Source organism: Kluyvera sp. STS39-E (assembly GCF_040932435.1).
Lineage (GTDB): Bacteria > Pseudomonadota > Gammaproteobacteria > Enterobacterales > Enterobacteriaceae > Kluyvera.
In genome coordinates this window covers 146,426-160,115 of sequence record NZ_JBFQGA010000004.1, presented here as the reverse complement: position 1 = coordinate 160,115, position 13,690 = coordinate 146,426, and the positions used below count along the sequence as shown (strand labels likewise).

The following is a 13,690-nucleotide window of genomic DNA, read 5'->3' as shown; positions in this document are numbered from 1 at the left end:
TACGAAGGCGGCGAGTTATCGCTGCCAACGCCAATACAGCTTGCAGGATGACATGTAAATTACTCAGGCAGCGTCCAGTCACCATCGTTGAGTGGGCGCTGCATAATCACCGTATCCCGCCAGTCCCCCAGCTTGTAGCCAACGCTACGCAGCTGACCTGCCACCTCGAATCCATGCTTTTTATGCAGGCGCAGCGAGCCGATATTATTATTGCCATCGCCAATGACCGCGAGCAGCTGTCGCCACGGCCCCTGTTCACAAATGGTAATCAGCGCCGTCAGCAGATGGCTGCCGATACCGTGTTTAGTCATGTTGGTATCGACGTAAATAGACTCTTCCAGCGTATACCGGTAGGCCGGGCGAGGGCGGTACGGTCTGGCGTAGCAGTACCCCGCAATCTCGCCGCGATAGAGCGCGACCAGCCAAGGTAGACCCTGCTGCTGGATCTCTTCCATGCGTTGGCGCATTTCATCGATAGAGGGCGGGACTTCTTCAAACGAGGCGCGTCCATTGAGGACATGCCAAGCGTACAGTGCGGCAATGGCCTGAACATCGTCAGCCTGGGCTGCGCGGATTTCAATATCGGCGTCACAGGTGACATCAAGCGTAGACATGAGCAAATTCCTTGTGGTTACTCTCGTGAAATTGGGCATAGTAGGCCCGCTAAGCGTAGCGCCATCAGGCACCCGGAGCAGATTGCCGGATGGCGGCTTTGCCTTATCCGGCCTACAAAAAAGCCAGCCGAGCGCTTCACTGCAGCACGATATGGCGCTGTAATTTAGCGTAGGCCTGATAAGCGTAGCGCCATCAGGCACGGTGCATCTATTGCCGGATAGCGGCTTCGCTGCCTTATCCGGCCTATAGGCTCAGGCGTCGGTTTTCTCGCCCCAATATTTCAACTTACTGGTTTTGCCAATTCCTGGGTTCATGCTGTTGGTCGGATCGTTTTCGCGGTAGTGGCGTTTGAGATTGTCATCGGCCTCATACAGATGACCCACGTTATGCTCCGCCGGATACTGCGCTCCGCGTTCGCGCAGCAGCACCAACATTTGCTCTTTCAGCTCATGTGGATCGACGCCTTTTTTAACGATGTAATCCTGGTGGAAAACGTGACACATAAAGTGACCGTAGTAGAGTTTGTACACCAGCTTACTGTCGATTTCCGCCGGCAGATGTTCAAACCATTCCGTATCATTACGGCGCAGCGCGATGTCGAGCGCCAGGATATCTTCCACTTCGTCCGCGTGAACCGCCTGATAGCGAATTGCCGCACCTGCCGCCGCGAAACGGTGCAGGAACGCCTTGCTGCCTTCTTCTGGCGTACAGGCGAAGAAATCGCCTTCGGCATCCTTAAAGTACTCGGTGAGCCACGCCTGCGCTTCATCAATGCCGTCGCCGGACATTTTCAACAGCAGATGGTGCTCGTATTTATCGCGCCAGGTTTTCATGCGCGCTGGCAGGTGCGCCGGGAAGACGTGGCCCAGCTTCTGCATAAAGCGATCGGTGAAGTGCGGTTTGAACAGCGACACTTTCTCCAGTGCGGCATCGGTACGGCCCTTCATGGTGAAGAAGAAAGGCATTTTATCGGTGCCAAGCTTGTCGATCATCAAGAAGGTATCTTTGCCGTACTGCTCGGCGATATCGTAAATATCGCGGTGCATATATTCGCCCGCTACCGGCAGGTTTTTAAACTCAGCCAGAATATGGCGGCGGATTTCGGTCAGCACGTCCGGCTGGTTGGTCCCGATATAGAAGACCTGCTGGCGTTTTTCCGCCGGGAAGGTATCTAAGCGCACGGCGAATACCGCCAGCTTGCCTGCGCAGCCGGAGGACTCAAATAGACGGTCAGGATCGGCGTTATAACGCGCTGGGGTATCGGCGTTAACGTCGCGCACGCGGTTCACGTAATCATAATCGTGAGCGTGACGACCATCGTGCTGAACGTCGCTGTCTTTCACGCGTTCATCGTCGAGCTTACTTAAAATTTGCTCAGGGGTGTCGCCCAGATCGATGCCGAGATGGTTAACCAGCGTCAGCTTGCCCTGTTCGTCAATGCGTGCGAATAGCGACATTTCGGTATAGGCCGGGCCGCGTTGCACCAGCGAACCGCCGGAGTTATTACAGATACCGCCGATAACCGACGCGCCGATGCACGACGACCCAATCACCGAGTGCGGCTCGCGGCCAAACGGCTTCAGCGCTTTTTCCAGCGAATAGAGGGTGGTGCCAGGCCACGCCAGCACCTGCTCGCCTTTATCCAACAGATGCAGTTTGTCGAGGCGCAGAGTGCTGATGATGACGATATCGCGGTCGTAGTCGTTACCGCTTGGCGTAGAACCTTCGGTCAGACCGGTGTTGGCGGCCTGCATCAGAATAATTTTGTCCGCGGTTACGCAGGCGTTCAGTACGCGCCACAGTTCTAGCAGTGAACCGGGAAAGACCACGGCAAGCGCATCGCCGTGTCCAGAACGAAAGCCCTTGCGATAGCGGGCGGTTTTAGCGGGGTCGGTCAACAGGTGAGCATGACCAACCAGGCGGGAGAGCTCGTTAATCAACGCATTATTATCAGTTGTAGTTTGAGAAGACATTCTCCACTCCTTGTGGTGGGACAATTTTGTCGATTCTAAGAATAGCGCTTTGTATGACCATTTAGGGAGTGAATGTTTCTAAAAATCAGAGAATAACCTTCGCCTTTTATGCCTCTGTACTTTAAGTTTATGGCAAACTGCGATTTTTCATCGGACCTCGCCGCTTGAACCGGCATAGACTCAAGAGACTATAAGAATATGAAATGGCTTTTATCTGTTAGCGTCGCCGTGAGCTTGGCGTTGCAACCCGCTCTGGCGGAGGATCTGTTTGGTAACCATCCGCTTACCCCGCAAGCGCGCGATGCGTTTGTCAGCGACCTGCTGAAGAAGATGACCGTCGATGAAAAAATCGGCCAGCTGCGTCTGATTAGCGTCGGCCCGGACAACCCGAAAGAAGCCATTCGCGACATGATCAAAGATAGCCAAGTCGGGGCGATTTTTAACACCGTGACCCGTAAAGATATCCGCGCCATGCAAGATCAGGTGATGTCGCTGAGCCGCCTGAAAATCCCGCTGTTCTTCGCCTATGACGTGGTGCACGGCCAGCGCACCGTCTTCCCAATTAGCCTCGGTCTGGCCTCGACGTTTAACCTCGATGCGGTGAAAACCGTTGGCCGCGTATCGGCCTATGAAGCGGCGGACGACGGCCTGAATATGACCTGGGCGCCGATGGTCGATGTCTCGCGCGATCCGCGCTGGGGCCGCGCCTCCGAGGGCTTTGGTGAAGATACCTATCTGACTTCCATCATGGGCGAAACCATGGTGAAAGCGATGCAGGGCAAAAGCCCGGCGGATCGTTACTCGGTGATGACCAGCGTCAAGCACTTCGCCGCCTATGGCGCAGTTGAGGGCGGCAAAGAGTACAACACCGTCGATATGAGCCCACAGCGCCTGTTCAACGACTACATGCCGCCATACAAAGCCGGGCTGGATGCCGGTAGCGGCGCGGTGATGATCGGCCTGAACTCGCTAAATGGCACGCCAGCGACCTCAGATGCCTGGCTGCTCAAAGACGTGCTGCGTAACCAGTGGGGCTTTAAAGGCATTACCGTCTCCGACCACGGGGCGATTAAGGAGCTGATTAAGCACGGCACAGCGGCTGACCCGGAAGATGCAGTGCGTGTTGCGCTGAAGGCCGGGATTGATATGAGCATGAGCGACGAGTACTACAGCAAATATCTGCCGGGGCTGGTGAAATCCGGCAAAGTCACGATGGCGGAGCTTGACGACGCGACCCGTCACGTATTGAACGTGAAATATGATATGGGGCTGTTTAACGATCCGTACAGCCACTTAGGGCCGAAAGATTCCGACCCACAGGACACCAATGCCGAAAGCCGTCTGCACCGTGCCGAAGCGCGTGAAGTCGCGCGTCAAAGTCTGGTGCTGCTAAAAAACCGTCTGGAAACGCTGCCGCTGAAGAAAGAGGCGACCGTTGCCGTTGTCGGGCCACTGGCCGATAGTCAGCGCGACGTTATGGGCAGCTGGTCCGCGGCGGGCGTAGCCGGGCAGTCGGTCACCGTGTTGAGCGGCATCAAGAATGTGATGGCCGGGCAGGGGAAAGTGGTGTACGCCAAAGGCGCAAACGCGACCAATGACAAAGGCATCATTGATTTCCTCAACCTGTACGAAGAAGCGGTGAAAATTGACCCGCGCTCACCGCAGGCGATGATTGATGAAGCGGTTGCTGCCGCCAAACAATCTGACGTGGTGGTTGCGGTGGTCGGCGAAGCGCAGGGCATGGCGCATGAAGCTTCCAGCCGTACCGAGATTTCTATTCCGCAAAGCCAGCAGGATCTGATTGCCGCGCTGAAAGCCACGGGCAAACCGCTGGTACTGGTGCTGATGAACGGCCGTCCGTTGACGCTGGTGAAAGAAGACCGCCAAGCTGACGCCATTTTGGAAACCTGGTTTGCCGGTACCGAAGGCGGTAACGCTATCGCCGATGTGCTGTTCGGCGACTACAACCCGTCCGGCAAGCTGCCGATGTCTTTCCCGCGTTCAGTCGGCCAGATCCCGCAGTACTACAGCCATCTGAACACCGGTCGTCCGTACAATGCTGACAAGCCGAACAAGTACACCTCGCGCTACTTTGACGAGGCTAACGGTCCACTGTATCCATTTGGCTATGGCCTGAGCTACACCACCTTCTCAGTGTCGGATGTGAAGCTCTCAGCGCCAAGCATGAAGGCAAACGGCAGCGTCACCGCCAGCGTACAGGTGACCAACACCGGCAAACGTGAAGGGGCGACGGTCATTCAAATGTATTTGCAGGACGTCACGGCGTCGATGAGCCGCCCGATTAAACAGCTTAAAGGCTTCGAAAAAGTGAACCTGAAACCGGGCGAAACCCAGACGGTCAGCTTCCCAATCGATGTAGAACAGCTGAAGTTCTGGAATCAGCAGATGAAGTACGCAGCGGAGCCGGGCAAATTTAACGTCTTTATCGGCGTTGATTCTGCTCGCGTGAAGCAGGGCGAATTCGAACTGCTGTAAAATACCGCCTGATTGCCGGATGACGGCTGCGCCTTATCCGGCCTACAACGCTGATACGCCGCACTATTGGTTCCCTCTCCCCTCTGGGGAGAGGGGTAGGGTGAGGGGCAATCCCCCAAGCCCAACTCTTGTATCACTTTGTGAACCCCATCGCGATTTATCTTCCCGCCATCTCTCATCTGCGCCAAATAGCCTGTTTTTTATCCGCTCTTGCGTACGTTATGTGACTTATGTCACGACATGTCTTCCGCGCGTATCGCCGTTTTGTGCGTGAGATCAAAAGGCTTCTCGCAGCATCAGAGCAGGCGTGATGCCATTCACTAATACGTAAAAAAGCGCGCATTTGCCCGACGAGGCGAATAGGGAAACCGCGTTAAATGCAGCTATCTCAATATCAGCAGGTAGCGACATGAAGATTTCACTGCATAGCACGTCTCTAGACCGCAGCGGCAAAACGCCGCTGACCGCACAGCTTCAACAGCTTATTGATGAGATTGACCGGGCAGGTGGCGGCACGCTGGTGGTGTCAGCCGGAGACTGGATGACCGGTACGCTGGTTCTGCCATCGAATTTTACCCTGCATCTAGAAGCCGGTGCTCGTCTGCTGGCAAGCCCTCACGTGGAAGATTACCCGGCAGAGATGACGCAAACCGTCGCCGAACTCTCGCGGATGGCGCTGATTTACGCACATGGCTGTCACCACCTAACCGTCAGCGGCGAAGGGGCTCTCGTGGGCGGGGCCAGCGCGTGGTTTGCCGCCAGCGCCGACGACCAGGGTTATTACCAGCCGAAAACCATGCGCCCGCGTATGCTGGTGCTGGAAGGCTGTCAGCAGGTGCGTATTCGCGATATCACCATCAGCGATTCACCAATGTGGACGGCGCATTTAGTCAGCTGCAATCAGGTCTTCATCCACAACTTGACCATCGATAATGATTTGGCGCTGTCGAATACCGACGCGCTGGATATCGACAGCTGCCAGCATGTGCATATCAGCGACAGCTACTTCAGCGCCGCTGATGATGGGATCTGTATCAAAACCACTCGCAAACCGGAAAGCTTGCAACAGGCCACGCGCCACGTGGTGGTCAATAACTGCCTTATCCGCTCGAAAAGTTGCGCCATTAAGGTTGGCACCGAAACCTACGCCGATATCAGCCATATCGCGGTTCATAACTGCTCTATTTTTGAGTCCAATCGCGGCATTGGGCTTGTCTCCCGCGACGGCGGTCGGTTTAGCCAGATGATTTTCAGCAACATCCTGTTCGACTGCCGCCACGGTCATCCGTGCCATTGGGGGAAAGCCGATCCGGTGTTTGTCTCGGTGCGTCACCGTGACCCGCAAATACGTCCGGGCTGGGTGGAGGACATTACCTTCAGCCAACTCTCCGGCGTGGCGGAAGGAGCTATCAATTTACACAGCGAGACGCCGGGTGATATTCGCCATGTGAGCTTTAATACCGTCTCCTTGCAGCAGGTAGCGAGCCCTTCTGACGAGCAGCGCTGCTACGACATTCGCCCACCGTGTAATCCCGCCAATCCCACCGGGATGGGGACGGATAACGCCTATCGTGTGAATCCACAAACCGGCCGCGCCTGGGGCGTGGACACCTATCCTGGCGGCTTGCCTGCGCTGTATGCCAACGGTGTGCGGGGATTGACGCTGAATTCGCTGCACATTCGCCGTCCGCAGCCGCTGCCGCCGGACTGGAATAGCCGCGAAATCGTGCAGGAAAACGCCGACGCCTGATGTTATTTGATGACGGCGTGGCAAAAGACTGCGCCGTTTTGCTCTGTTCAAGGGGATGGAAAATGATAAAAAAAGTGCGGGAAATAAAACTCCACAACTACGTCTGCTATGGCCTTGCGGATGTGATCGGGTCGGGTGCGTTTACGCTGGTCAGCGCCTGGTTGTTGTTCTTTTTAACCACCTTTTGCGGCCTGACGCCGATTGAAGCGGGGTCGCTGTTCGCCGTAGCGCGCATCGTCGATGTGATTATGTGTCCGCTAATGGGCTACATTTCTGATAACTTCCACAAAACACGCCTTGGCCGCCGCTTCGGGCGTCGCCGTTTCTTCCTGCTGTTGAGCATTCCGCTGGTGGCGGTCTATAGCCTGCTGTGGGTGCAGGGCTTCAACTACTGGATGTACCTGCTGGTCTATATTCTGTTCGAAATTGTCTATTCGATGATTTTAATCCCGTACGACACGCTGTCGGCGGAGATGACCTCCGATTTCACCAAGCGCTCGAAGCTCACCAGCGCCCGCATGTATATCGCCCAGTTTGCTGGTTTTACCGCCGCATTTCTGCCAGGGCGTTTGCTGGCTTATTTCGGCTCTGACTCGGCTATCTCATTCTTCTACGCTGGGGCGATTTTCACCGTCGCCTTTATGGTGGTGCTGTTCTTCGTCTATTTCGGCACCTGGGAGCGCTCGTTGGAAGAGATTGAACAGTATGAACGTAGTGTTGAAACCACAGAGAAACAGCCGCTGACGACGCGGATATTTGATATCTACTACGATTTTGTCTCGACGCTGAAAATCAAAACCTTCCGCTCGCACCTTGGCATGTATCTCGGCGGTTCGGTGGCCCAGGATATCTTTAACTCCGTCTTTACCTACTTCGTGGTCTTTGCACTGGCAACCTCGTCAGTGGTCGCCAGCAATCTGCTAAGCGTGATAAACGGCCTGCAATTCTTCGGTGTTGGCGTAGCGACCTGGCTGACGCTGCGCTACTCGCCGTCCCGGGCGTTTGCCACTCAGGCGCTGATGGCGCTGGTGGCTTTTGCGTTGTTTACGCTTACCTATTTCTACGGCTCCACCAGTATGGCGATGCTGTATCTGGCGGCGGGCGTGGCGGGTTTGGCGCGTGGCGGTATCTACTCGATTCCATGGAACAACTACACCTTCGTAGCGGATGTCGATGAAATCCTGACCTGTAACCGTCGTGAAGGGATCTTCGCGGGCTTTATGAGCCTGTTGCGTAAAGCCTCTCAGGCGCTGTCTATTTTCCTGGTCGGCGTTGCGCTGCAAATGTCTGGGTTTATTACCGGCCATAGCAGCCAGCCGCAGTCGGCTATCAACATGATCCTCGCGATCATGATAATCCTGCCGGTGATGCTGACTCTTTGGGGGATCTGGTCGGCGTTCCAGTTCAAAGTGAACAGCCGGACTCACGCGGTGCTCAATGAGGAAGTGGCGCGCCTGAAACAGGGCGGCAGCAAAGCCACCGTCACGGCACAAACGAAAGAGGTTATCGAAAGCCTGACCGGTATGCCGTACGAACAGTGCTGGGGCGACAACACCGTGGGCCACGTAAACCGCAGCCTGCTGAAAGCTAAACAGCAACAGACGCAATGGCGTAACGCATAAAACTACCCCGGGCGAGCGTTGCGACCCCGGGATTTTTTTGGGTAAGAGAGATGACCGATCGGACTTTATTTATTCAGCAGGGTATCTGGGCGCGATTAGGCCTGCCGCGTGAGCTGGTGTGGGGCTTTATTGGCGTCTTCTTGTTTATTACCGGAGCCACTATCGAACAAAGCTGGCTGGCGTCACTACTCCAGCAACGCGGCCTCGACGCCGTAAACATCAGCCTGTTGTTATCGGTATTTGGTCTGTGTGTTGCCGCTATTTCGTGGTTTTCTGGCATCGGTGCAGGTGTGCTGGGCGTGCGCCGGCTGATGTGGCTGGCGACTGGACTTTATTTTGTCGGTTCGCTGCCGTTTATTTTTGTCGCTTTACCGGACGTCAACTATCCGCTGATGATGGTGACCTACGCAATACGCGGTATGGCCTATCCGTTGTTTGCCTATTCATTTTTAGTGTGGATTAACCAGCGCTGTGAGGCGCGCATCCTGGGGCGCGCCGTCTCTTGGTTCTGGATTGCCTTTGGCGTCGGCATGACGATCGTCGGACCGTGGTTCTCCGGGTTTATGATCCCGCGAGCGGGGGAGACCGCGACCTTACTTTCAGGTTTTATTTTTGTCTTGGCGGGCTGCGGCTGCGCGCTGCTGCTCAATCGCGATAAACCGCAGTGGCAGCAGAATGTGGCGGTAGGTGCCGCGCTTGCGGAAGGCATTATTGTGCTGGTACGCGAGCCGAAAATGCGCATCGCGGTGGTGGTGAAAACCATCAACGATATCGGCAAGTTTTCGCTGGTGATCCTCATGCCGGTCTACCTGCCGCGCTTTGGTTTTAGCATCGAGGAGTGGCTCACCATTTGGGGACTGGTCAACGTGGTGAATATCTTCGCCAACTACTTCTTCGGCTGGCTGGGCGACACCATCGGCTGGCGAAATACGGTGATGTGGTTTGCTGGGACGTTGTGCGGTATAGCGGCGCTGGCTGTGTGCTATGCGCCGGTGCTGTTTGGTCACAGCAGCGCGGCGATGATTGCAGCGCTGGCGATTTATGCCGTCGGCCTTGGGGCATTTGGCCCGTTAAGCGCGCTCATACCCTCGCTGCTGCCCGACAACAAAGGGGCGGCAATCTCCTGCCTCAACCTGGGCTCAGGACTGAGCAATTTTGTCGGCCCGCTTATCGTAACCCTGTGCATTAATCCGCTGGGTGTTGAAGGTACGCTATGGGTGATTGCGCTGCTTTATTTCGCCGCCAGTTTACTGACCATCCCGTTAAAAATGTCAGAAAACAGCTAATTGGCGAAAAATCGTCTACGCTTTTTGGCGAAGCGCCGTATTTATTGAGCGCAATACAGAGGAATGCGTATGACGATTTTACGGGGATGGAGCGGTCCACTGGTTCTGCTGGCAGCGGTCAGTCTGCCATTGCAGGCCGCTGAGCCGGTGAAGGTTGGCTCAAAAATAGATACTGAAGGGGCGCTGCTGGGCAACATTATTCTGCAGGTGCTGGAAAGCCACGGCGTCAAAACCGTCAATAAAGTCCAGCTTGGCACCACGCCGGTGGTGCGTGGCGCAATAACGTCTGGCGAACTGGATATCTACCCGGAATACACCGGCAACGGCGCTTTTTTCTTTAAAGACGAAAACGACCCCGCGTGGAAAAATGCCCAAGCCGGGTATGAGAAAGTGAAAAAGCTGGATGCCGAGAAAAATCACCTCGTCTGGCTGACGCCGGCTCCGGCAAACAATACTTGGACCATCGCCGTACGCAAAGATATCGCGCAAAAGGAGAAGCTGACCTCGCTTGCTGATTTGAGTCGCTACCTGAAAGACGGCGGCACCTTCAAGCTTGCCGCTTCTGCTGAATTTATTGAGCGCGCCGATGCGCTGCCGGCGTTTGAAAAAGCCTACGATTTTAAATTGAACCAGCCGCAGTTGTTATCGCTGGCGGGCGGCGATACCGCAGTCACTATTAAAGCGGCGGCACAGCAAACTTCTGGGGTAAATGCGGCGATGGCCTACGGCACCGATGGCCCGGTGGCGGCATTGGGGCTGCAAACGCTTAGCGATCCGAAAGGAGTCCAGCCGATTTACGCGCCAACGCCGGTGGTGCGTGAAAGCGTGCTGAAGGCTTATCCGCAGCTTGAGCAGTGGTTGAAGCCGGTCTTTGCCAGCCTTGATGAGAAAACCCTGCAAACCCTGAATGCAAAAATTGCGGTAGAAGGGCTGGATGCCAAGAGCGTGGCGGCAGGCTATCTGAAGCAAAAAGGGTGGGCGAAGTAATCGGTTAATCGCGTGCCTTATTGTCATAACCGCGTGGTGGCGCTGCTTGCGCTAATGTTGCTGGTCGCCGCCGCGCTGCCGTTTGTGAATTTTGCCCCGAACCGTCTGGTCTCGGGCGATGGCCTGTGGCTGTGGCAGGTTTGGCCTTTTCCTCCGTTAATATTGCTGCTGCTTCCCCTCGCGTTTATTGGCCTGAGCTATCTTCCCGGACGCCCGGCGAGTTTGTCGATTCTGCTGCTGGCGCAGGGCGGATTCACGCTTTTGCTGTGGCTTAGCGGTGAAGCGGCCCATCGGCTGGCTGAAGCCAGCAGTCCACTGGCGCGGACTTCACCCGGCAGTGGGCTGTGGCTATCGCTGCTGTTGATGCTGCTTATTTGCAGCGATGCGATTCGGCGTCTCACCGCTCACGCCCTATGGCGCTGGTTGCTGAACGCCCAGCTTTGGCTATTACCCTGCGCGCTGCTGTGGAGCGGCGCGCTGGACGGACTGTCATTGATGAAAGAGTATGCCAACCGCCAGGAGACCTTCGACAATGCGCTGCATCAGCACCTGTCGCTGCTGTGGGGAACTCTGCTGCCGGGCCTGTTGCTGGGAATTCCCATCGGCCTGTGGTGCTGGCGGCATCCGGGGCGTCAGTCAGGTGTGTTTACGCTGCTCAATATTATTCAGACTATCCCATCGGTTGCGCTGTTTGGCGTCTTGATTGCGCCATTGGCCGGGCTGGTCCAGCATTTCCCTTGGCTCGCCCGACTAGGCATTGCCGGTACGGGCCTGACGCCTGCGCTGATTGCGCTGGTGCTTTATGCGCTGTTGCCGCTGGTGCGTGGGGTGGTGGCCGGCATGCAGCAGGTGTCGCCGCAGGTGCTGGAAAGCGCAACGGCGATGGGCATGAGCCGCAGCCAGACCTTTTTCCGCGTCCAGCTTCCGCTGGCGCTGCCGGTGCTGTTGCGCAGTCTGCGGGTGGTGGTGGTGCAAACGGTAGGGATGGCGGTCGTCGCCGCGCTAATTGGCGCCGGTGGCTTTGGTGCGCTGGTGTTTCAGGGGCTTCTTAGCAGCGCGCTGGATCTGGTGCTGCTGGGCGTTATCCCGGTGATTGCCTTGGCGGTGGCTGCGGATGCGCTGTTTAGCCTTATTGCCACACTGATTCAAGGAGAGGCCGGTGATTGAATTTATGCAGGTGAATAAAGCGTTTGGCGACCATCCGGCGGTCAAAAATCTGTCTTTACGGCTGGAAGAAGGGGCGTTTTCCGTGCTGATTGGCACCTCCGGGTCCGGGAAATCGACGACGCTCAAGATGATTAACCGGTTGGTTGAACCGGATAGCGGGATTATCCATTTCTCAGGCCAAGACATTCGCGAGCTGCCGCTGCTGGCGCTGCGCCGACGGATGGGTTATGCCATCCAATCCATCGGCTTGTTCCCGCATTGGACGGTGGCGCAAAATATTGCCACTGTTCCCCAGCTGTTAAAGTGGCCGAAGGCGAAGACGAACGCCCGTATTGATGAACTGATGGCGCTATTAGGGCTGGAGCCGGATCTCCGCGCGCGTTATCCCCATCAGCTTTCCGGTGGTCAGCAGCAGCGTGTTGGCGTGGCGCGAGCGCTGGCGGGCGATCCGGAAGTGCTGTTGATGGACGAGCCTTTCGGCGCACTGGACCCGGTGACCCGCGGCGCGCTACAGCAGGAGATGCGGCGTATCCATCAACTCTTGGGACGCACCATCGTGCTGGTGACGCACGATATTGATGAAGCGTTACGGTTGGCGGATAACCTGATTTTGATGGACGGCGGTGAAGTCGTGCAGCAGGGGACGCCGCTCAGCATGCTCAGCGCGCCGGGGAGCGAGTTTGCCCGCCGCTTTTTTGGTCACAGCGAACTTGGGGTGCGGCTGTTGTCTCTGCGACGGGTTGCCGATTACGCCCGCCCCGATGAGAATGTCCAAGGAGAGCCGCTGGCCGACACACTGTCGCTGCGTGATGCGCTATCGGGTTTCATGACCCAGCGGCGAACGGTGCTCCCAGTTGTTGACAGTCAAGGGAGGCCCTGCGGCAGCCTGCATTTTTCCGACCTATTGCGCGAGGAGCCGAACGATGCGCGTGCTCCGTGATCCGCTGTTCTGGCTGCTGGTGTTGTTCGCCTTATTGCTCATTGGTCTACCGCACAGCGAGCCGTTTTTTCATGCGCTTTTTCCCGAGCAGCCGCGTCCGCTTTACCAACAGGCGAGCTTTTTCACACTCACCCTTGCGCATGCCGAACTGGTGGGGATTTCCAGCCTGTTGGCGATTGTGATTGGCCTCAGTGCCGGGGTCATCGTTACGCGTCCGGCAGGGCGTGAATTTCGTCCGCTGGTCGAAACGCTGGCGGCAATGGGGCAGACTTTCCCGCCGGTTGCGGTGCTGGCAATGGCTGTGCCGGTGATGGGGTTTGGTGAAAAACCGGCGATTATTGCGCTTATCCTGTACGGTATTTTGCCGGTGCTTCAGGGCACGCTGGCCGGGCTGGCGGCGGTACCTGCGGCGGCAATAAGCGTGGCAGAAGGGATGGGCATGAGCGGCTGGCAAAGGCTGTGGAAAGTGGAACTGCCGCTGGCGGCACCGGTAATCGTGGCGGGTGTGCGCACATCGGTGATTGTGAATATCGGTACGGCGACCATCGCGTCAACGGTAGGGGCCAATACGCTGGGCACGCCGATAATCATCGGCCTGAGCGGGTTTAATACGGCCTATGTGGTGCAGGGGGCGATTCTGGTGGCGCTGGCGGCGATCATCGTCGACCGCGCCTTTGAGCGACTTAGCCTGCGGCTCAGCCAACACCGCCACGAACAATAAATGAATATCCTGCAAGCATAACGCCACCGATGCCGCTAATGGCCATAAAGGCGAAAAGCACAATCGCTGCGAATTTAGCTGACTTCATGGTGTACTCCTTTTGTTAACCAAAAGATTATACCGCGAAGCCGGG

12 protein-coding genes are annotated in these 13,690 nt (G+C 56.5%); 9 read left to right on the top strand and 3 right to left on the bottom strand.

Features of this window, described 5'->3' with window-relative positions; all coding sequences use genetic code 11:
* Window positions 1-59: 59 nt before the first annotated feature.
* Window positions 60-614, bottom strand: coding sequence for an N-acetyltransferase family protein (locus AB4K05_RS10130; protein WP_368479858.1), 555 nt, complete (start codon window positions 612-614; stop codon window positions 60-62).
* Between AB4K05_RS10130 and AB4K05_RS10125 the strand changes: the two genes are divergently transcribed.
* On the top strand, window positions 613-777 hold the full coding sequence (locus AB4K05_RS10125) for a hypothetical protein (RefSeq protein WP_368479857.1): 165 nt from the start codon (window positions 613-615) through the stop codon (window positions 775-777). The two genes, AB4K05_RS10130 and AB4K05_RS10125, sit on opposite strands and share 2 nt — an antisense overlap.
* Before the next feature lie 89 nt (window positions 778-866).
* Here the strand turns inward: AB4K05_RS10125 and dld are convergent, their stop codons facing one another.
* Complete coding sequence (dld, locus tag AB4K05_RS10120; RefSeq protein ID WP_368479856.1) at window positions 867-2,588, bottom strand: D-lactate dehydrogenase; 1,722 nt, start codon at window positions 2,586-2,588, stop codon at window positions 867-869.
* Window positions 2,589-2,786: 198 nt separating this feature from the next.
* Between dld and bglX the strand changes: the two genes are divergently transcribed.
* From bglX to AB4K05_RS10080, 8 genes are all read left to right on the top strand, one after another.
* Window positions 2,787-5,084, top strand: coding sequence for a beta-glucosidase BglX (gene bglX, locus AB4K05_RS10115; RefSeq protein WP_368479855.1), 2,298 nt, complete (start codon window positions 2,787-2,789; stop codon window positions 5,082-5,084).
* Between the two features lie 409 nt (window positions 5,085-5,493).
* Window positions 5,494-6,834, top strand: coding sequence for a glycoside hydrolase family 28 protein (locus AB4K05_RS10110; protein WP_368479854.1), 1,341 nt, complete (start codon window positions 5,494-5,496; stop codon window positions 6,832-6,834).
* 62 nt (window positions 6,835-6,896) lie between these two features.
* Window positions 6,897-8,456 carry an MFS transporter gene (locus tag AB4K05_RS10105; protein ID WP_368479853.1) on the top strand — a complete coding sequence of 520 codons (1,560 nt, stop codon included), beginning with the start codon at window positions 6,897-6,899 and terminating at the stop codon, window positions 8,454-8,456.
* Window positions 8,457-8,506: 50 nt separating this feature from the next.
* On the top strand, window positions 8,507-9,742 hold the full coding sequence (locus AB4K05_RS10100) for an MFS transporter (protein ID WP_368479852.1): 1,236 nt from the start codon (window positions 8,507-8,509) through the stop codon (window positions 9,740-9,742).
* A gap of 69 nt (window positions 9,743-9,811) precedes the next feature.
* Complete coding sequence (locus AB4K05_RS10095) at window positions 9,812-10,729, top strand: ABC transporter substrate-binding protein (protein WP_368479851.1); 918 nt, start codon at window positions 9,812-9,814, stop codon at window positions 10,727-10,729.
* Between the two features lie 12 nt (window positions 10,730-10,741).
* Window positions 10,742-11,896: an ABC transporter permease gene (locus AB4K05_RS10090; RefSeq protein ID WP_368479850.1), complete on the top strand. Its 1,155-nt coding sequence runs from the start codon at window positions 10,742-10,744 to the stop codon at window positions 11,894-11,896.
* The gene (locus AB4K05_RS10085) at window positions 11,889-12,836 is read left to right on the top strand and encodes an ABC transporter ATP-binding protein (protein ID WP_368479849.1); all 948 of its coding nucleotides are present in this window, start codon (window positions 11,889-11,891) and stop codon (window positions 12,834-12,836) included. The genes AB4K05_RS10090 and AB4K05_RS10085 overlap by 8 nt, the downstream gene beginning before the upstream one ends.
* Entirely contained in the window at window positions 12,820-13,557 is a 738-nt protein-coding gene (locus tag AB4K05_RS10080; protein WP_368479848.1) for an ABC transporter permease, read from the top strand. Before AB4K05_RS10085 ends, AB4K05_RS10080 begins: the two co-directional genes overlap by 17 nt.
* Here the strand turns inward: AB4K05_RS10080 and AB4K05_RS10075 are convergent.
* Window positions 13,532-13,645, bottom strand: a complete 114-nt coding sequence (locus AB4K05_RS10075; RefSeq protein WP_368479847.1) for a protein YohO — start codon at window positions 13,643-13,645, stop codon at window positions 13,532-13,534. The two genes, AB4K05_RS10080 and AB4K05_RS10075, sit on opposite strands and share 26 nt — an antisense overlap.
* Window positions 13,646-13,690 lie beyond the last annotated feature (45 nt).